Source organism: Gordonia sp. DT218, assembly GCF_049847105.1.
Lineage (GTDB): Bacteria > Actinomycetota > Actinomycetes > Mycobacteriales > Mycobacteriaceae > Gordonia.
This window is the reverse complement of sequence record NZ_JBNCNS010000004.1, coordinates 598,228-616,775: the sequence shown is the minus strand read 5'-3', so window position 1 is coordinate 616,775 and position 18,548 is coordinate 598,228. Positions and strand designations below refer to the sequence as shown.

Sequence of the window (18,548 nt, the reverse complement as noted above, 5' to 3'; positions counted from 1 at the left end):
CGTCGTCGTCGTTGCGTAGGGCATGCTGAAAGCACGCCCACGTCCCGCACAGGATGGAGTTCTCGATGCCGACGTCGTCGATCCGCCAGGTCGCGAAGGATGCCTTCGCGTTCGGATACGCCATGGTGGAGAACTACCGAACCCTCTACGCGCAGGCCGTCGACGTGAACGATCCGCGCTACACCGGCGGTTTCGGGCAGTACCGGCACTATCCGCAGCCCGCGCGCCCCGAGAACACCGACATCGTCACCCCCAACAACGACACCCCGTATTCATGGTTGTGGCTCGACCTGCGTGCCGAGCCCTACGTGGTGACGGTGCCGGCCATCGACCGGTACTACATCCTGCCGTTCCACGACCTGTACACCATCTACGCCGGTTACGTCGGTGCGGTGACCACCGGACCGAACGCGGGTTCGTACCTGATCGCAGGGCCGTCCTGGGCGGGTGACACCCCTCCGGGCATCGACGGCGTCATCCGCTCGGCCACCGACTTCGTCGGGAGCCTCACCCGCACCTCCCTGATGCCCGACGGGGTCGAGTCGATGAGCGCCATCCAGCGCTCCTATCGCGTCGAGCCGCTGAGTGCGTTCTCCGGTGGCGACTCCCCGGCACCCACGGCAGCACCTGCGTGGCCGGCATGGGATGAGGAGAAGTTCACCCAGACCACGGAATTCTTCCCTCTGCTCGACTTCCTCCTCCAGTTCTGTCCGGTACTCGACGAGGATCGAGCCGTTCGCGATCGCATGGCCGGGATCGGGCTCGACGGCTCCGGAGAGTTCAGCCTCGAATCGTTGTCCGAGGACGAGCGGGCAGAGCTCACCGCCGGGATGGCAGAGGCGAAAGCCGATCTCCAACTGAATGCCGACCAGCTCGCGTCGTCGATTGGGGTCTTCGGCACTCACGACGAGATGGCCGGTGAGTACACCAAGCGAAACATGGCGGCCGCCAAGGGTATCTACGGTCTTCCGGCGAGTGAGGCATGGTACGCCGGGTGGCTGAAGGACTCCGATGGAAAGCTGCCCGACGGGTCGACGGTCCACACCGTCACCTTCGGCCCCGACGCTCTGCCGAAGGTGAAGTTCTTCTGGTCGGCCACCATGTACCGCCTCCCCGAACGACTCCTGGTCGCAAATCCCATCGATCGCTACTCCATCGGCGACCGCACGCCCGGCATCGTCTATGCCGACGACGGGTCCCTCACATTGCACATCTCGCATGAGAGGCCCGATGATATAGCTGCGCAGGCCAATTGGCTGCCGGCGCCGGACGGCCCGTTCACCGTGATCGTGCGGGCCTACGGCGGCGACGAGGCGATCGCGACCGGCCGATACACCTTGCCGACTCTGCACGCCGAGCACCCGTGAACGAAGTCGAGGGTCGTGGCTGTGACCCACGGCGTTCGCCACGGACTCCCTGTGGTGACGGCCGAGTCCTGGTCGGTCGGGTTCGATCGTCAGTCGGCTGTGCCACTACAGCTTGCCGAGGCACCGGGACCTGACGAGGCATTCTCCGATATCACCGAATCACCCTGACGGATACGGCACCTGATCGCGCCCGAGCCGTCGATGCCGTTACTGGCCAGCAAAGTGACCACTTTCCCCAGACCTGTGATCTGCACTTCCTTCGTCCACGGCACCGGCACGTCGGTGTCCTGAGCTTGATCCATGTTTCCGGTGCTATATGTTGCGGACGCAGTGGGACCATCGCCAGTGATCTCGTATGTCACCGTCACGGTGCGCTCCGATTCCTCATCCACTGAGTCGATCGCACCGCCGACGAGCGCAACACAACCCCCGACAACCACAAGAAACACCACGACGAGTGCAAGCAGAATCCATGGCCACTTCTTACGCTTCTTCGGTGGTGGCGGATATCCGGGCGGCGGATACTGTCCCGGATACGGCTGCCCCTGTGGGTACTGGCCCTGCGGGTACTGGCCCTGCGGGTACTGGCCCTGCGGATAAGGCTGGCCGGAATACGGCTGCTGATACGGCTGCCCCCGGTTTTCTTCGTTCGACCTATCACCGGGATTGGTCGGGTCCGTCACGATTACTCCCTTCACCTGAATGGTTTTGGAGTGGCCCACGCTCTGAAGGTCAGCAAATCCACCGTAACAATCTTGATTGTGCTATTCGGGAAAATACTCAAATCGGAATTGTTGCAGGTCGACATATGGGTCCGCCGTGGTCACATATGACCAATACCGACTCCCGCCCACACATCCGCAGATCTTGTCGGTGCCTCGTTATAAGTTGGTTTCAGCAGGACCGATTGACGATGAGTGAAGTTCGGCGCGGCGGTTGATTCGCGGCACCAGGGTTGATGACGACGAGGGTCCTGTGGTCGTGTCCGCAACTCTGGAAGGCTCGTCGTGTCCCCATCGTCGGTGTCGTGGCAGGAACTGCCCGCCGCGTTCGTCGGTGGCATCGATCCGTCATATCCGGATGAGGAACCGATCAACGACCTGCTGCTCGGCTTGGTCGATCTCGATCATGGTCGGTCCTACCTCGCCTACTGCGAATATGCCTCGGTTGCAGTCATGTTCGACCGTCTGGTCGCCGCACGTGAGAGATCCGACGGCTTCATCGTGGATGGTTTCGCCGACTGCGCATCCCGGATCGCGAAACTTCGAAACATGACCCGCCACGACGCGGAGGTCCTGCTGAATGAGGCGGTCGCCCTGCGGGACAGGCTGCCCGAGGTCTTCGAATGTCTACGTGATGGGCTGATCGCACCATGGCAGGCGAAGGTGATCATATCGCGCACCGACCTCCTCGACGACCAGTCCTTCGCACCGCTCATCGACGCGTCGGTCGCGGATCTGCTGCGACGGCGCAAGGGGACATGGTCGAAGAAGCGGTTGCGCGACATGGTCGATCGGATCATCTTCCGCCACGACCCCAACAGCGTGCGTGAACGCCGGAAAGAGGCTCTCGACGCCCGAGGCGTGTGGACCGAGAGTCGAGGCGACGGGGTCGCCGAGATCACCGGGATCATGGCTGCCGAGAACGTGCGCATCGCCGCCGCCGCGGTCGCCGCCCTGGCTGATGCGGCCTGTGAGCATGACGGCAGGACGAGACCGCAACGCATGTCCGATGCCATGTTCGCGTTGCTGTCGGGGGCGACATTCGAGTGCCAGTGCGGCCGTGACGATTGCATCGCACAGATTCCTGAACCGGGCACGCTCCCTCCGGTCGACACGAGGATCGTCCTGCACGTGGTGTGCGACGAGGGCACCCTCGCCGGCACGGCCGAGAACCCCGGCTTCCTCGACGGCCACGGCGTCATCTCCGACGAGCATGTCCGAGACATCGCTGCTCGTCCGGACACGAAGATCTCGTTCCTGGTCCCGCCCGGCACCGATGCGAACGCCGACGGCAGTTTCACCTTGCCCGCGCACCAACCGGCCGACCCGTATCGACCATCGACCGCGCTGGACACGCACACCCGCCTGCGCGACGGCTACTGTGCCGAGCCGGGCTGCGCCACCTCTGCATTCGACTGCGATCTCGACCACGTCACCGAGTACGACCACACCCATCCCGAGAGTGGCGGTCAGACGACGTCGGAGAACCTGAATGCCAAATGCCGGCCCGGCCACCTGCTCAAGACCTTCGGAAGCTGGCTCGACGACCAGTATCGCGACGAGAGTGACCGTCTCACCACCGAATTCATCACTCCCGAGGGCCTGGTCATCCCTGGTGAAGCCGAGACCAACGAAGACCTGTTTCCCGGGCTGCGCCGGATCCGCTTCGAATCCCCTCCGGCCAAGGCCCCGCCGCCATCGTTGCCACCCGAACACCGTCCCGTCCGTACCGGCACCCGGGCGGCGAACAAACACGCCCGACGACGGGCCGAGCGCTCTCGGAACCGCAAACGCAACAATGCCGGACCCGACCCGGACTACTGAGAGTTCGCACCCCGGTCGTTCACCTGAACGGTCGTTCACGCGAATAGGAGCCCTACCTCTGACGCTGCATCTGTGGCTACCGTGAGCCCGGAACCCATCAGCACACCTGCCACCCAAGGAGTAGGCATGATCACACGCGCCCACAGGCTGTCAGCGATCCTGGTTGCCGCCGCAATTGTGGTCGGCGCACCGGCCGCCACGGCGTCGGCCGAGCCGGATCGCGGCCCGCACAAGAGCACGCCGGGCGGCACCAACAACGACAACCACGTTCGGCACGGCGCCGAACCGGATCGCAGTCCGCACAAGAGCGTTCCCGGCGGTAACAACAACGACAATCATCCGCGCGTGGGCGCAGAGCCCGACCGTAGCCCCCACAAGTTCACGCCGGGCGATATCGGTAATCAGATAGCACCGATCACGCCTGGTGGCGGGGACCGGACACCACCGCACGCCGACGCCTCGCCTGAGGATCAGGGCCAATCCCCCTCGACAGCAAGTCCTTCCGAACATTCGGCGCCAGAATCGGAGCCGGCGACACCCCAGACACAGTCACCGCAGATACCGCAGACACAGTCACCGTCACCGACAGCGCCCACCACGCAGCCGCCCGCCGAGACACCCGCACCCTCGGAGCCGTCCGCACCGGCAAAGCCGTCAGCACCAGCAGAGCCGTCAACACCGGCAGAGCCGAGTGGTCCGTATGTCGATGCCCGGAGCATCCCGGGTAGTCCCTCCCTGCCCAGTTCGGCGATCACCACCGAGAACTGCCCACACGGCTGCGCGGTGGGTTCCAGACACAGCGGCACCACTCGTGTCTTCGACCTCGACAACATGCCCGCGGGCGGTGACCCTCGGACCACCGCCCGCGTCATCGACCCAGACGCCAACGATGGTGCTACAGGTACATTCTCGAAGAACCTGATCACGCCGAACCCGCTGACCAACAACGGTGTCGGCGTCCCCCTGCCGCAGGGCTCGGAGCCGAACACCGCACCGGGCGCCGGCGGCAGAGTCAACCCCGGACGCCCGGGAGCCGCGGTCGACATCCAGGGCCGCTCTCAGATCCGGTTGCGTGTCGTTCGGGCGGTACCCGACAAGTCGTATCCGGTGACCACGATCGGCGGGCGCGGCGTCGCGGTGCACTACCACTACGAGTACGAGGCACAGACCCTCAAGGGAGCCGACATCAACGGCATCCACATCTTTGGCAAGAGCGGCTGGAAGCCCGTGTCGCCAGGTCAAGTCAACGACTTCGCCGCGAAGGGAGTGCCGCTACCCAGCGTCCGGTGACCTCGGACGTACCGTCAAACCATCGTCACTCGACAGATCGGTTCGCCATGAGCACACACACCGTGCGACATGAGGTCCTCGGCCCGTGGTCGCTGGACACCAGCCGTGAGTTCTGGGAGGGCTTCGCACCGGCCGCCCTCACCGCCGAGCAGAGACCCGGAACGCTGTCGACGGTGTTCCGGGTCGACGGCGACTGGTCGACGGCTCATCTCGCGGTCATCCAGCGTGACACGGTTGCCGAACTGTCGCTGGAGGGCGACGGCGATCTCGAATCGGCGGCGGAGCAGGCCGCACGGTTCCTCGCGCTCGACGTCGACGCCCAGCAGTGGCCCGGGATCGGCGACCGGGACGAGGTGATCGGCCGTGCGCAGCACGCGTTGCCCGGTCTGCGGCCCTGCGGATTCCACTCGGCGTACGAGGCGGCGGCATGGGCGGTGCTGTCGCAACGCATTCGCGTCGAACAAGCCGCGCATCTCCGACAGCGCGTCATCGCCGATCATGGAGACGACGGAGCATTTCCGGCACCCGAGCGTCTGGCCGCCCTCCACCTCGATCTCCCCGGACGCAAGGCCGAGTACCTCCACGCGGTGGCAGATGCCGCGCTCGACGGCCGACTCGACACCGCACGGCTGCGGTCGATGACGCCGGAGGATGCGATGGACTCGGTTCGATCGATCACCGGGATCGGACCGTTTGCCGCCGAGCTGATCGTGTTGCGCGGGGCGAATGCGCCGGATGCGGTTCCCACCCACGAACGGCGGCTGGCCGCCGAGGTCGCCGAGCTGTACGGGCCCGACCGCTCCGTCGCGGAAGTCTCCGAATTGTGGCGGCCGTTCCGGACCTGGGCGTCGGTGTATCTGCGCGCGCTCGCAGAGCGGCGCTGACCTCAGGCGTGCAACGCGCCGGTCAGCGGATGCTTGCGGAAGAAGTCCCAGATGATGGCGGTCGCGCTGATCGACGAGGTGATCGGACCGGTGATCGCGGTGGCCGCAAGTGCCGGATCGCCACCGGGCCAATTGTGGCCGCCCCCGATGATCGTGTAGAGCTCCACCGAACTGTCGGGTGCACACGAATACGACGTCCGAGAAACATCATGAGTGACCTTTCGGGTGGTCGGTCGTTCTGCGCAACCATTGCGCCGGGCCCAGGCATGAGTCTGGGCGGGAATGCTTTCCGCGTTCGGCATCAAACGCGGATGTGCGTCGTCGCGGCTTTGCTGACCGATGGTTCTCGCCGAGCCGTCGGTCGACGGCAGGAGCTTGCCACGAGCGCCGACCCCGCCGGAGTAGGAAAGGATCTCGTCGCCCGTCCCGTGGAAGGCAACCACCGGAACGTGTCGGGACGGACGACACCAGGCGAAGTTCTGCAGACCCGAGACCGGCGCCACTGCGGCGAAACGATCCGCGAGCTGGCACGCGACCGATGAGGCGGTGAACGCTCCCATCGACAGTCCGGTCATGTACACGCGCCGCTTGTCCACACAGAGGGTCCGCTCGACGTGGGTCAGCATCGCGGACAAGAAGCCGATGTCCACGCCATCTTTGCCGTAGTCCCATTTCGGCGGTAGCACATGGGTTTCCGGCGTGATCACGGCGAACCCGTGGCTGGCTCCGTAGGCGCCCATCCCACTCCAGGCGTCCTGCAGAACTCCCGGCTGCAGGTAGCCGTGGACGTCGAACACCACCGGCATCGGGACGCGGGGCGCAACGCGGGGAACCTCTTGTAGGTAGTCACCGGATCGCCCGACGACGGAGAAGCCGTGGAGAGATGTTCGGGGTGGCGTAGGGGCCGTCCGACATCCGGCCGACGGCACCGGCCCCACGGCGCCGCCGGACCTGGCGGCCGGGGCCGCGGAGACGGCGGAACAGGTGGTCACCATCGCCACCATGGTCGCGATGAGTACGCACATTGCTCTCACCCGCGTGTATCCGGACATTGCCGTCCTCCTGTGATCGTCATGGGCGTCTGACCGAATCGGCGAGGTCGCCACTGAACAACTGCCCGGCCAACGCGAGTAGACGATCGGCCATCGCCTCTGGGTCGAGACGATCGTCTCCCTCGTCCAGCCACCGAGTGAAGAGATCGAAGCATCCTCCGACGACGAACGTCACCGCATCGTCGCCCTCGAAATCTCGGACCGCCTGCCCACCAATCTGATTGTGCAGCGACCCGACTGCCGCGAGAACCGCCTGTTTCGCCGGATACGCACACGGCCCGGTACCCAGCGCCCGATAGTAGGCGCGGTACTGCGCCAGGTGGCGTGTGGCCAAAAGCGTCATCTCGCCCCAAGCGCCGTCGCCGCACTCGTTCAGCGCAGGAAACAGTTCACGCTCGATCAGATCGATTCCCGCCGCCACGATCACCGAATCCCGGTCGCAGAAGTGCGAATACACGGCCTGGCGGCTGAGATCGGCGGCTTCGGCCAGCTCGGTGAGCGAGACCGAGCTTGATCCACGTTCGGATACCAGCCGCACCGCGGCGGCGAACAGCGCGGCGCGCGAACGACGAACGCGGCGATCGACGCCGACGTCGATCGGGACCTGGCTCGGCATGAAAGTGACAGTAGAGGCGAGTCACATGATGTGCAACAGTCAATTAATTGACAGTTGTCATATTACGCATCGTCGCGCCGGCCGGCTCGCTCCTCGTGTCGCTCCCGCAGCACCGTCTTCTGGATCTTTCCCGTCGAGGTCTTGGGCAGCTCGGCGAAGACGATCTCCTTCGGAACCTTGAACCGCGCCAGCCGTTCCCGCGCGAATTCGATGAGTTCGTCCGCCTCCACCTCCCCGCCCGCGCGAGCGCTCACATAGGCGATCGGCACCTCACCCCAGCGCTCGTCGGTGCGCCCGACCACGGCCGACTCGACGACGTCGGGGTGACTGTCGAGAACACGCTCGACCTCCACCGACGCGATGTTCTCGCCGCCGGAGATGATGACGTCCTTGCTGCGGTCCCGGATCTCGGCGTATCCGTCGGGGTGCATGACGGCGATGTCGCCGGTACGCAGCCAGCCGTTCACCGTGGCCGCTGCGGTGGCCTCGGGATCGCGGTAGTAGCCGAGCATCACGTTGTTGCCCCGCGCCACGAGCTCGCCCTGGGTGCTGCCGTCCGCCGGGACGTCGTCCCCCTCCGGTGTCACCACCCGAACCACGCCGGCCGCGATGTTGCCGATCCCTTGTCGTGCCTTCAGGTTTGCGCGCTCCTCGGGAGTACCGGTGTTCCACTCGGGCTGCCACTGGTTCACGGCTATCGGCCCGAACGTCTCGGTCAGTCCGTAGAGGTGGGTGACCTCGATGCCGAGATCGGACATCCGCGCCAATAGGGCCGGAGAGGGCGGCGCACCGCCGGTCGCCGCCTCCACGATGTGATCGAGCGGGGCAGCGACGGGGTCCTCGGCGATCATCGTCAATACCGTCGGTGCGGCGCTGAAATGCGTGATGCCGTCGTGGGTGAGGTGGCGCCAGATCTGCGCGGTGTCGATCCCGCGGAGGCACACGTGGGTGGCGCCGACGGCGGTGACGGCCCACGGGAAACACCAACCGTCACAATGGAACATCGGCAGCGTCCACAGATAGTTGGAGGCCGGTCCGATGCCGGTGTGGTAGGCCATCGCGAGCGACTGCAGGTACGCGCCCCGGTGGTGATACATGACCCCCTTGGGACGCCCGGTGGTGCCCGACGTGTAGTTGATCGCCAGCAGCCCGCGTTCGTCCACCTCACGCCACACCGGTTCCGGTGCGACGTCGAGGAGCGTCCCGTACTCATCGTCGGCATCACCCGACACCAGGACCCGGATACCCGCTGTCGCGCCGACCGCACGGGCCGGCTCGGCGAACTCGACTGTCGCCACCAGCAGGCTCGCGCCGCTGTGCTCCACGATGTAGGTCAGTTCCGCCTCGGAGAGTCGGATGTTCAACGGCACCAACACCGCACCGAGTCCTGGGACCGCGTTGTGCAACTCCAACATCTCGTGACTGTTGCTACACAGCGCGGCCACCCGGTCGCCCGGCCGCACACCCAAACCGTCCAGCACTGCCGTCAACCGGCCTGCTCGACGATGGAGCTCGGCATAGGTGAACGTCCGGTCGCCATCAATGATCGCGTTCCGGTCGGCAAACACTGCGGCAGCCCGCGTGAGGAAGGCGACGGGGCTCAGCGGGTCGAAGGTGAAGTCCGCGGGGGTCGGGGGTGCGGGGCGGTCGTGGTCTGACATCCCGGGGTCTCCTCTTCGCTGTCGCCGATCACTGATGTCGAGTGTGACCGACGCCTGCCTGTGCACGACACTTTCCCCGGTCGGTCACCAATGCCAGGCGTCGCCCCCGACGTTCGCGATGGTGCGCTGGAGAACCGTGATGGCGATCTCGTATTCCTCGTCGGAGATGCCTCGTCGACGTTCGACCCCCAGTTCGTTCTGGGCCTCGGCGGCCACCGTGAATCGTTCGGTGCCCGCCGAGGTGGCCATCACCATTCCCTCGCGCCGCGTGACCCACCCCTTCTCGGCCACGACGTCGATCGTCCGCACAATCGCCTCATCGGTGTCGTTCGGTCCGATCGTCTCGACCAGTTGCTGCTCATCGACTCCCCCCGGGTACCGGGACAGCTGATGCAGGACCCACCACTCGTGCTGGGTGACGCCCACCTCCGCGAGCCGCGACCTGATCCGTGATCGGATCGCCTCACCTGCGCGGATCGTCCAGAAACCGATGGGTTGTTCCAGCGGCGGCCGCATTTGCGGTCTCATCGCACCGACGTTAGGACCTCAAGTGCGCTTGACGTCAAGGCTCCTTCTGGCCGATATGTCGGCGCGGTAGTGTGTCGGCTACCAGGAGGGGGTGTAGACGTGTCGCAGTTATCCGTTCCGCGTCGTTCTTTTCAGTTGTCCACACGGTCGGCGACGTCGATCGCGACTGTCGTCGCATGCCTGATGGCCGTGTTGGTCGTCGCGCCGTTGTCGGCGGCTCGCGCGGCTCCCGTCGAGCCGGCCCGGTGTGCCGAGCCCGCAGGTGCGTCCGCTCCGCCGACCACCTCGCCGGCCCGCGCAGGCCTCGACAAGGCACGCCTGGACGATGCGATCGCGTTCGCCGCATCCCGGATGCGAACCCACGTGCAGGTGTTCCGGAACAACTGCCTGGTCGGCAGCGGTCCGCTCAACTCCGTCACCGGCAACACCCCGTGGAATCTCTTCAGTTCCACCAAGAGCGTCGTGTCGATGCTGGCGGGGATCGCATACACACAGAACAAACTCGACCTGCAGTCCTCGATTGCGCGCTACCTGCCGGCCGGCGAGGTCGACAAGGCGCACTCCGCGATCACCGTTCGCGATCTGCTCACCCAGTCGTCGGGGCTGCGTCAGTCCATCATCAGCGAGGCCGCGACGGCCGGTCTCGACGTCGACCCCGACATTGCGAAACAGACACTCGCCCTGCCGGTTCAGCATCGTCCGGGCACCTTCTTCGAGTACACCCAGCACGGCCCTGACCTGCTCGCCTACGTCGTGCAACGTGCCGTCGGCCAGGACCTGCAGCAGTTCGCTCAGCAGAACCTGTTCGGCCCTTTGGGAATCGCGCAGCACGACTACTACTGGGCCCGCGACCGCAGTGGCCATACGTACGGTTACGCATTCCTCTACATGCCACCCCGCGACTACTCGCGGCTCGGTCTGCTGATGAGCAACGACGGCGTCTGGCACGGGCAACGCATCATCGACTCCGGGTACATCAAGCAGCTGCGCACACCGTCGCAGACGAACCGCTGCTACGGATACCTGTTCTGGGTGAACAGCAAACCGTGCACCGGTCCGTCGTTCCCCTCCCGTCAGACATCCGACGTCGCGCCGCTCGCCGGGCTCCCACCCGACGCCTACGCAATGGTCGGCTTTCTGCAGCAGAACAATTTCATCGTGCCCAGCCTCGGACTGATGGTGAGCTGGAACGGTTTTCTCGGGGATGTCTCACCCGACCCCGGCACAGTGCTCAGCGCGAGTCTCAACAGCGAGCTCTACCACGACTTCTTCCGCAAACTGGTCGCGGCCTTCAACATTCCGCGGCTGCCCGACCCGGGCCCGTATCGGCCGACGATGAACCTGAACTTCGATCCGGTTCAGTTCGCCGACCCCAACGTCGCGTTGGGTGCGCTCGGCGTCGGCCCGTACGCGCCCAAGGGGTGCACGGCGATGGCCTGCGGGTCGGAGCCCCTGCGCCTGCCGTTGCAGGGCAATCCGGGTTGTTTCGCGATCACGTGTCTGCCGGTGACGCCCGACGCTCCCAGCCGACGGGGCGGCTGATGCATTTCGTCATCTACGGGGCCGGCGCCGTCGGCGGTGTGATCGGTTCCCACCTGTTCCATTCGGGGAGTCCGACGACGGTGGTCGCCCGCGGTGCGCACCTGCAGGCCATCCGGGATCGCGGACTGGTCCTCGACACCGCAGACGGCAGAATCAGCCAGATGATCACCGCGGCGGCGAACGCTTCGGAGGTCGAGTGGACCGACGATTCCGTCGTCTTCCTCTGCGTGAAGTCACAGCAGACTGCTGCTGCGCTCGACGACCTCCAGGCGCACGCACCACGGACCACGCCGATCGTGTCCGCCCAGAACGGCGTCGCGAACGAGCCGGCGATCTTGCGGCGCTTCCCCAACACCTACTCGATCTGTGTCATGTTGCCGGCCACACATCTCGAACCGGGCGTCGTGGTGCAGGGTTCTTCTGCCGCGCCGGGCATCCTCGACGTCGGCCGTTTCCCGACCGGTACCGACGATGTCGCCGAGGCCATCTCCACACATCTACGCGCGGCGTCGTTCGAGTCCCGGACACAGCACGACATCATGGCGTGGAAGTACCGCAAGCTGATTCTGAACCTCGGGAACGGCGTGGACGCCACCTATCGTCGGGGCAGCGATGCCCTGGGCGAGCTCATGCGCCGCGCCCGCATCGAGGGCGAAACAGTCCTCGACGCCGCCGGCATCGATGTGGTCAGCGCGGCCGACGACCAGGAACGACGCGGCGACCACATCATCCGGCGCGACACCGGCGAGGACAGCCTCGTCAGCTCCACCTGGCAGAGCGTCGCACGCGGCGCCGGTGACGTCGAGATCGATTACCTGTCAGGCGAGATCGTTCTTCTCGGCCGACTGCACGGGGTACCGACCCCGGTCAACGAGCTGGTACAGGCCGAGACGACACGACTCGTCAACGAAGGACTCGAGCCGAACAGCCTGGATCCGACGGCCGCGGTGGAGCATCTCGACGCGCTGTGATGCTCGAAATGCACTGATGCTCGACGTGCACTGAGGCCTACCCGGCGAAGGTTCCCGGCCGCAACTCCGCGTCGTCGCCGAGCGGCCTGCGGATCGACCACCGCTCGGTCAGCGCGCTGGCCGACATCTTCCACTCGCCGTCCTCGACGACGTACTCGTCGTCGTACTCCCCCGTCATGATCGTCTCGGTGCGATCGAGCAGATTGACCTGCCGGAACTTCAGCGTCCAACGACCCGTCGCGGTGGAATCGGAGGTCAGCGTGATGTCGGGATGCATGCCGTGGTGCATGTCGAAGATGACGTACTCGCCGTCGACCCGGTGCAGAGCAACCTGCCCGAAGATCTTCGCCATCGGTTCGGCGTCGTCGTAGGCGCCGAGCGGACCGTAGTCGATGCGGGCGCCGCTGCGGACGAAGCAATCCCGGAACCCGTTGGGGTCCTTGCCATCGCAGGCGCGCCAGTACCGATGCTTCAGCTGCTTGATCGCCTCGACCCGGTCGAGGTGGTCGAGGCGGCGAGTGAGCTCGTCGAGAGACGTCATGGGTTCACGATAGGACAGGAGTCCGGCCGATGTTCCTGCGGTGCGTCGGTCACGGGCGTTGCGCAGACCGACGCCTTCGCCTACAGCATCACCAGCACGAGCAACGACTACGGTGCACCGGCGAATCTGGCTGCACCCGGCCGCATTCCGGGCGGATCATCGAGAAGCTGTGGGGCCTCAGCACCACCCACGGCATCGTGGATACCGCCGGGTGGATCACCCGCGAGGGCGGCACCCTGCAGCGTGTGAGGGACACCGCGCTCGCGACGCACCCGCCGATGACGAGGGTTGCCACGAGATCATGCACTACGCAGACTCACCGCTACCCGCGGTCCGACGCCATCGGCGTCCGGAGCGTCAGACGAACAGAGGAACAGTGGTGTGCGGCGGGGCGCCGGCATAACGGTCCACCACCTTGTTCAGTTCGAACTGCATGTAAAGAAGATTCGTCCCGAACAGGAAGGCCAGCACCCAGCACAGCGTCGGCGAGCAGGTGGCGGGAAGTCCGGCGGCGACTTGCGCGTTTCGGATTCGCGCACCCGCATTGTGGTAGCTGATCAGTGGTCCGATGACGGTCCAGCCGAGCAGGAGCATCACGAGCATTGGACCGACGACCGGGATCTGGCGTCGTTGGTCGAACTCCGCCATCTCCTTGTGAATCTTGTAGTACCACACGTAAAGGTAGATACCGAGTGTGATCAACGGCAGCCCGATCCAGACAGCGAAGGGGTTGCGACGCTTCATCGCCAGCCCGGACGCGACAGGTACCGGATGCGGTGCGACCATCGGCACCTGACCCTGCGAACCCGGGCCGGGCGGAACCGGACGGGGTTGAACGGGAGGGGGCGGAAGGTGCGCGGGTTGGTTCGGCAGCGCGGGGTCCGAGGGAGTCGGCGGGACCTGGGACGGTTCGGACATGATCAGGCTCGATTCGTGATGTGGCGGCCACCCCTGACAGCAGGCGCAGGTGGGTGCGGAGCGTGCGTTCTGTGGGACGCATCGTTCTCACTCGGGTATACGACGATGCGCTGCCTCCCGTTACCCATCGGGCCGAAATCCGAGATGATTCAACCGATCAGATGACCCGCCCAGCCCGCGGTGTTGGCGTAGGCGCGTGCCGCGGACAGACCTTCATGAAGCGCTCCGGAATCCGGTCTCGCACCCACCCAGTTGAGATGCCACGTGGCAGTGGCGTTCGGTGTCAACGGTTTCCATACGAATCCGTCGCGGACATCGGCTGCCACCGATTCCAGACAGATGAAGAGGGCTTCTCCGTCGGTCACCATGTCGCTGCCGGCGACGATGCCGAACACGGCCGACGTCGTCCAGCGTGGCTGGCATCCATGGATGCCGAGCCAGTCGGTCACCCATCGATTCCATCGACTCAACTGGTCATCGATGGAGACCACCGGGTGGCGCGTGAGGTCGTCGGGGGCGATGGTCCCAGCGGATGCGAGCGGGTGGTCGTCGGTCATCAACGCACCGACTCGTTCGATGCGGATCGGCTCACTCATCGCGCCGGGCACCTCCAACGGGCCGCCTATCGTCAGCGACAGCTGCGCTCGCGCCGCGTCGTCACCGGTCAACGCACGGGGCAACGTCGTCAGATGCACCGACAGGTCCGGCTTGGTGGCGCGGAGCGCGGCCAGCAATCGACGAGGGGTCTCCAGCGCCGGCTCACTGACGTGGACGGTGAGCACGTGTCGCGGTGTCCCGGTCGCTCGGGAGACGGCGACTCGGACCCGGTCGATGATGTCGCGGGCGTCCGCGGCCAGCTCGTTGCCCGCTCTGGTCGGATCCACCCGCCGGCTGGTGCGCTCGAACAGCATGACACCCAAGCGTCGCTCGAGCCGGATGATCGCCTGGCTGAGGGCGGGTTGCGCCATGTGCAGGTGCTGCGCGGCACGGGTGAAGCTGCGTTCCCGATGGACCGCGACGACGTACTCCAGCTCTCGCAGCGAAACATCTAGCATCGCTCGATGCTAGATCGATAGCCAATGGGTGTTGGTGGTTTGGTCCGGTTGGGCGCGACGATGGCATCATGCCTGATCACGTCGTCGACGCTCACGTCCACCTCTGGGATCTGAACCACCCGTGGTACCCCGGCCTCCAGGCCATGGCCGAGAGTCTGGGCCAACCCGAGCTCTACTCCGACTTCGGTCTCGACGATTACTCGAAGGCGGCCGGATCGTTCCCGGTGGAGAAGTTCGTGCACGTCTCCGCCGTCACGGCCCCGCGCGCATATCTCGACGAGTTGCGGTGGGTGAGCACTGTGGCAAGTGACCATGACGTCGACATGCGATTCGTCGGGACAGTGGATCCGGCGCTGCCCGAGGCCGATGTCCTCGCCGACCTCGAGGCTCAGCTGGCCCTCACGCCGCATTTCCGCGGCATCCGGGTGCTGTACGACCTCTTGCCCGAATCGTCGACGGCACGGACCATCCTGCACTGGTTGGACGACCACGAACTGATCTTCGACCTCGTCACCCATCCGGACACCATGGACGATTGGCTGCGAACGATCGGCAAATACCCGGATCTCGAGGTGGTGCTCGAGCACACGGGCTGGCCCGCCGGTGTCGATGACGACGCGCGCGCCGACTGGCATCGGGCCATCGCCGACTGCGCCCAGCGTTCGCGTGCGTCGTGCAAGGTGTCGGGGCTCGGGATGACGACGGCCGATCTGTCGGTGTCCGCGTTGCGGCCATGGGTGGAAACCACTGTCGACGCCTTCGGCTGGGATCGGGTGATCTTCGGCAGCAACATCCCGATCGAGCACATGGCCGGCCGCTATGCCGAGCTGGTGGAGTCACTGGACTCCATCATCGGCGCCGCGACACCGGACGAGCAGGACCGCTTCTACCGCCGCAACGCGGCACGCGTCTACGGATTCGAGGAATGACGATGACCGATCTCTCCGGACGCGTCGCATGGGTGACGGGCGGTGCGCGCGGGCAGGGGCGTGCGCATGCTCGAGCGCTGGCCGCGGCGGGCGCCCACGTGGTGGTCACCGACAGTGTGCGGCAGGTGACCACCGTCAACTACCCGCTGGCGACTCCCGAGGAGCTCGACGCGACGGTCTCCGAGATCGTCGAAGGCGGTGGCCGGGCGACCAGCGCGCACCTCGACGTCAAGGACTCGGGTGCGGTCACAGACCTGGTCGCACGCATCGTCGCCGACCACGACCGTCTCGACATCCTGGTCGCCAACGCCGGGATCTGCGCGTTCGTACCGCTCGAGGACATGAGCGACGAACAGTGGACCGACATGCTGGACACCAACCTGTCCGGCACCTTCCATTGCGTCCGGGCCGCTGTTCGCGCCATGAAGCCCAACGGATTCGGCCGTGTCATCGGGGTGTCGTCGGGTGCGGGCCGCGGTGGGATGAAGGATCTCTCGCACTACTCGGCCAGCAAGTGGGGCATCATCGGATTCATCAAATCCGTTGCCCTGGAGGTCGGTTCGCACGGAATCACCGCGAATGTGGTATGCCCGTCGTCGGTGGCGACGCCGATGGTGATGAACGAGACGACGCTGCGGCGGTTCCGGCCAGACCTGGACGACCCGACCCCCGACGACGCGAAGCCCGTGTTCGCCGGTCTCAGCCCGCTCGGTGTGCCATGGCTCGAACCCGAAGACGTCACCCGTGCCGTCATGTACCTCGTCGACGACCCGGGGCTCACCACCGGTACCGTGCTGGAGGTCAACCTCGGTACGTCGGCGTCCCGGACTTGACGGGCCGCGTCGACGGCACGGCGTCTGATCGGCGTCCCTTGTTCGACGCCTCCAAACCTGTTGCGCGAGTTCGGAACGAAAGTCAGCGCTATTCAAGGTTCTGCCCATTCCCGCCCGCACGCATCCAGAAGCACTCACTCATGAATGCACGGTTGCGCAAACCGGAAATGTCCGATAATCTGAATCTATCGAACATACGTTCGAATTCAACGTGGCATTGGGGGTGCAGCGCTATGGACACCACAGATCCACCGACCGAGATCGTTGCGCTGTACACCGAGCTGCACAACGTTCTCGACCGAATCAGCGTGGCATCTTCCGCACCCGCCTCCGATCTGGAAGTCATCGGGGCTGCCGAGTCTCATGAACGCGCCGTGAAGCGGATGAGCTGGATCGGACACCGGCGAGTACTCGACGTGTCCGACCGGGCAGCGCACATCAAGGCCGGGTACCGATCGCTGCATGCATTCATGGCGGCCCGGTTGCGGATCACCAACCCGACTCGGCGCCGGCGACACATGGAAGCTGTCGCACAGATGTTTTCGATGCAGGGCGAATTGCTGCCACCTGCATGTCCGGCCACCGCCGCGGCGCTGGCCGAGGGAGCCATCGGCCCCGACCACGTCGAGGAGATCCTGAAAACGCTGCGCCACATCCCATCGTCGGTCTCCACCGAAGACAAGGTCGCCGCCGAGTCCCAGCTGGCGCAGCACGCCCGCGAGTTCGATCCGGCCACCGTTGCTCGCCTCGGTGCGCAGGTGATCGCTCATCTGGACCCCGACGGAAGTCTCACCGACGATCACGATCGGGCGCGCCGGCGCGGCTTGAGTCTGGGCAAACAAGACCCGCAATCGATGAGCACGCTGAGTGGCACACTCGACCCGATCACCCGAGCCATGTTCGACACTCTTCTCGACGCGTGGGCCGCACCAGGTATGAACAATCCCGACGACGGGAGCTCCCCGCGCGGCGGCAAGGCCGAGGCTGACCCGCACGTACTCAAAGACGCTGCGCAACGGGACATGCGCTCGCAGTCCAAACGGAATCACGACGCTCTCACCGCTCTGCTCAAAGCGGCGCTCGATGGTGGCGTACTGGGGAAGAGCCACCCCGGACTGCCGCCGCATCTGATCGTCAAGATCACCGAATCCGAGCTGCGAGAGCGCGCCGGACTCGGCGAAACTGCCGGTGGCGCACATCTTCCCATCAAGGATGTCATCGAGCTGGCGGCCGAGGCACAACATCATCTGGCGGTGTTCGCCGATCACAGCCCTGAGATTCTCTACCTCGGCGAAGCTCAGCGGCTCGCCAACCAGTCGCAGCGATTCGCGCTGTTCGCCCGGGACGGCGCCGGATGCACCTGCCCTGAATGCACACAGCCGTTCACCCGCCTGGAAATCCATCACGCTGAACGGGACTGGGCCGACGGAGGCTGGACAGACGTCTCGGACCTCGCCGGGGCGTGCCCGAAACACAACCGGATGGTCGGCTCCAAGGTCGGACAGTGGACGACCCACATCATCCGGGAAGGCCCCGACACCGGTCGGCCGGCGTGGACTCTCAACAGCGACGGCACTGGACCCCCGAACTCGCCGAGGGTCAACCGCATCCACCACGTCGGCGAGAACCTCGACCGACTATTGCGCGGCGTGTCACCGCCTCCGACCGTCGACTCGCGGCGCGAGGACATGTCGCGCGAGGAACGACGCCGCGTGCAGAACGCGGTTTCCATGGGATGGCTGGTGCGTGCCGTCCGGTGGGAGGAACTCGGCCTGGCCGGATGATGTTCGTGGGCGCGTCGACCTGGGAACATCC

General features: G+C 65.6%; 17 protein-coding genes. 9 read left to right on the top strand and 8 right to left on the bottom strand.

Annotated elements, in window-relative coordinates; all coding sequences use genetic code 11:
- Positions 1 to 65 precede the first annotated feature (65 nt).
- Complete coding sequence (locus tag ACPXCG_RS18110; RefSeq protein WP_425793429.1) at positions 66 to 1,367, top strand: DUF1254 domain-containing protein; 1,302 nt, start codon at positions 66 to 68, stop codon at positions 1,365 to 1,367.
- Positions 1,368 to 1,456: 89 nt separating this feature from the next.
- On the opposite strand, the gene ACPXCG_RS18105 is transcribed toward ACPXCG_RS18110, so the two are convergent.
- Positions 1,457 to 2,050 carry a hypothetical protein gene (locus ACPXCG_RS18105; RefSeq protein WP_425793427.1) on the bottom strand — a complete coding sequence of 198 codons (594 nt, stop codon included), beginning with the start codon at positions 2,048 to 2,050 and terminating at the stop codon, positions 1,457 to 1,459.
- Positions 2,051 to 2,374: 324 nt separating this feature from the next.
- On the opposite strand from ACPXCG_RS18105, the gene ACPXCG_RS18100 reads away from it, so the two are divergent.
- The 3 genes from ACPXCG_RS18100 (at position 2,375) to ACPXCG_RS18090 (ending at position 6,087) form a co-directional block, all read left to right on the top strand.
- Entirely contained in the window at positions 2,375 to 3,913 is a 1,539-nt protein-coding gene (locus ACPXCG_RS18100) for a DUF222 domain-containing protein (RefSeq protein WP_425793425.1), read from the top strand.
- Positions 3,914 to 4,696: 783 nt separating this feature from the next.
- Complete coding sequence (locus tag ACPXCG_RS18095) at positions 4,697 to 5,203, top strand: hypothetical protein (RefSeq protein WP_425793423.1); 507 nt, start codon at positions 4,697 to 4,699, stop codon at positions 5,201 to 5,203.
- Between the two features lie 47 nt (positions 5,204 to 5,250).
- Positions 5,251 to 6,087 carry a DNA-3-methyladenine glycosylase family protein gene (locus ACPXCG_RS18090; protein ID WP_425793422.1) on the top strand — a complete coding sequence of 279 codons (837 nt, stop codon included), beginning with the start codon at positions 5,251 to 5,253 and terminating at the stop codon, positions 6,085 to 6,087.
- 2 nt (positions 6,088 to 6,089) lie between these two features.
- On the opposite strand, the gene ACPXCG_RS18085 is transcribed toward ACPXCG_RS18090, so the two are convergent.
- The 4 genes from ACPXCG_RS18085 to ACPXCG_RS18070 form a co-directional block, all read right to left on the bottom strand.
- On the bottom strand, positions 6,090 to 7,112 hold the full coding sequence (locus tag ACPXCG_RS18085) for an alpha/beta hydrolase family esterase (protein WP_425793420.1): 1,023 nt from the start codon (positions 7,110 to 7,112) through the stop codon (positions 6,090 to 6,092).
- Between the two features lie 46 nt (positions 7,113 to 7,158).
- Positions 7,159 to 7,755 (bottom strand): TetR/AcrR family transcriptional regulator, encoded by a 597-nt coding sequence (locus ACPXCG_RS18080; protein WP_425793418.1) that lies wholly within the window; start codon positions 7,753 to 7,755, stop codon positions 7,159 to 7,161.
- Between the two features lie 62 nt (positions 7,756 to 7,817).
- A complete protein-coding gene (locus tag ACPXCG_RS18075; RefSeq protein ID WP_425793416.1) occupies positions 7,818 to 9,416 on the bottom strand; it encodes a long-chain-fatty-acid--CoA ligase in 1,599 nt (532 codons plus the stop codon).
- A gap of 84 nt (positions 9,417 to 9,500) precedes the next feature.
- Positions 9,501 to 9,944, bottom strand: coding sequence for a MarR family winged helix-turn-helix transcriptional regulator (locus tag ACPXCG_RS18070; protein ID WP_425793414.1), 444 nt, complete (start codon positions 9,942 to 9,944; stop codon positions 9,501 to 9,503).
- A gap of 99 nt (positions 9,945 to 10,043) precedes the next feature.
- Here ACPXCG_RS18070 and ACPXCG_RS18065 point away from each other — a divergent pair, with 99 nt between their 5' ends.
- Complete coding sequence (locus tag ACPXCG_RS18065; RefSeq protein WP_425793412.1) at positions 10,044 to 11,486, top strand: serine hydrolase domain-containing protein; 1,443 nt, start codon at positions 10,044 to 10,046, stop codon at positions 11,484 to 11,486.
- The gene (locus tag ACPXCG_RS18060) at positions 11,486 to 12,457 is read left to right on the top strand and encodes a ketopantoate reductase family protein (protein ID WP_425793410.1); all 972 of its coding nucleotides are present in this window, start codon (positions 11,486 to 11,488) and stop codon (positions 12,455 to 12,457) included. Before ACPXCG_RS18065 ends, ACPXCG_RS18060 begins: the two co-directional genes overlap by 1 nt.
- A 37-nt stretch (positions 12,458 to 12,494) precedes the next feature.
- Here ACPXCG_RS18060 and ACPXCG_RS18055 read toward each other — a convergent pair whose 3' ends face one another.
- From ACPXCG_RS18055 to ACPXCG_RS18045, 3 genes are all read right to left on the bottom strand, one after another.
- Entirely contained in the window at positions 12,495 to 12,998 is a 504-nt protein-coding gene (locus ACPXCG_RS18055) for a nuclear transport factor 2 family protein (RefSeq protein WP_425793409.1), read from the bottom strand.
- A 357-nt stretch (positions 12,999 to 13,355) separates the two neighbouring features.
- The gene (locus ACPXCG_RS18050) at positions 13,356 to 13,784 is read right to left on the bottom strand and encodes a DUF4234 domain-containing protein (protein ID WP_425793408.1); all 429 of its coding nucleotides are present in this window, start codon (positions 13,782 to 13,784) and stop codon (positions 13,356 to 13,358) included.
- 281 nt (positions 13,785 to 14,065) lie between these two features.
- A complete protein-coding gene (locus ACPXCG_RS18045; protein WP_425793407.1) occupies positions 14,066 to 14,971 on the bottom strand; it encodes a LysR family transcriptional regulator in 906 nt (301 codons plus the stop codon).
- A gap of 68 nt (positions 14,972 to 15,039) precedes the next feature.
- On the opposite strand from ACPXCG_RS18045, the gene ACPXCG_RS18040 reads away from it, so the two are divergent.
- The 3 genes from ACPXCG_RS18040 to ACPXCG_RS18030 all read left to right on the top strand — a co-directional run bounded on the left by ACPXCG_RS18040 (position 15,040) and on the right by ACPXCG_RS18030 (position 18,517).
- Positions 15,040 to 15,900: an amidohydrolase family protein gene (locus tag ACPXCG_RS18040; RefSeq protein WP_425793406.1), complete on the top strand. Its 861-nt coding sequence runs from the start codon at positions 15,040 to 15,042 to the stop codon at positions 15,898 to 15,900.
- Between the two features lie 2 nt (positions 15,901 to 15,902).
- Positions 15,903 to 16,733 (top strand): SDR family NAD(P)-dependent oxidoreductase, encoded by an 831-nt coding sequence (locus ACPXCG_RS18035; RefSeq protein WP_425793404.1) that lies wholly within the window; start codon positions 15,903 to 15,905, stop codon positions 16,731 to 16,733.
- Positions 16,734 to 16,966: 233 nt separating this feature from the next.
- Positions 16,967 to 18,517, top strand: coding sequence for a DUF222 domain-containing protein (locus ACPXCG_RS18030; RefSeq protein ID WP_425793403.1), 1,551 nt, complete (start codon positions 16,967 to 16,969; stop codon positions 18,515 to 18,517).
- The last annotated feature ends 31 nt before the right edge of the window (positions 18,518 to 18,548 follow it).

Excerpts from the sequence above, each read along its gene's own strand:
- ACPXCG_RS18075 (WP_425793416.1), bottom strand. The coding sequence starts at position 9,416 with ATGTCAGACCACGACCGCCCCGCACCCCCGACCCCCGCGGACTTCACC.
- ACPXCG_RS18080 (WP_425793418.1), bottom strand. The coding sequence starts at position 7,755 with ATGCCGAGCCAGGTCCCGATCGACGTCGGCGTCGATCGCCGCGTTCGT.
- ACPXCG_RS18040 (WP_425793406.1), top strand. The coding sequence starts at position 15,040 with ATGCCTGATCACGTCGTCGACGCTCACGTCCACCTCTGGGATCTGAAC.
- ACPXCG_RS18085 (WP_425793420.1), bottom strand. The coding sequence starts at position 7,112 with ATGTGCGTACTCATCGCGACCATGGTGGCGATGGTGACCACCTGTTCC.
- ACPXCG_RS18060 (WP_425793410.1), top strand. The coding sequence starts at position 11,486 with ATGCATTTCGTCATCTACGGGGCCGGCGCCGTCGGCGGTGTGATCGGT.
- ACPXCG_RS18050 (WP_425793408.1), bottom strand. The coding sequence starts at position 13,784 with ATGGTCGCACCGCATCCGGTACCTGTCGCGTCCGGGCTGGCGATGAAG.
- ACPXCG_RS18030 (WP_425793403.1), top strand. The coding sequence starts at position 16,967 with ATGGACACCACAGATCCACCGACCGAGATCGTTGCGCTGTACACCGAG.
- ACPXCG_RS18035 (WP_425793404.1), top strand. The coding sequence starts at position 15,903 with ATGACCGATCTCTCCGGACGCGTCGCATGGGTGACGGGCGGTGCGCGC.
- ACPXCG_RS18055 (WP_425793409.1), bottom strand. The coding sequence starts at position 12,998 with ATGACGTCTCTCGACGAGCTCACTCGCCGCCTCGACCACCTCGACCGG.
- ACPXCG_RS18090 (WP_425793422.1), top strand. The coding sequence starts at position 5,251 with ATGAGCACACACACCGTGCGACATGAGGTCCTCGGCCCGTGGTCGCTG.
- ACPXCG_RS18110 (WP_425793429.1), top strand. The coding sequence starts at position 66 with ATGCCGACGTCGTCGATCCGCCAGGTCGCGAAGGATGCCTTCGCGTTC.
- ACPXCG_RS18045 (WP_425793407.1), bottom strand. The coding sequence starts at position 14,971 with ATGCTAGATGTTTCGCTGCGAGAGCTGGAGTACGTCGTCGCGGTCCAT.
- ACPXCG_RS18070 (WP_425793414.1), bottom strand. The coding sequence starts at position 9,944 with ATGAGACCGCAAATGCGGCCGCCGCTGGAACAACCCATCGGTTTCTGG.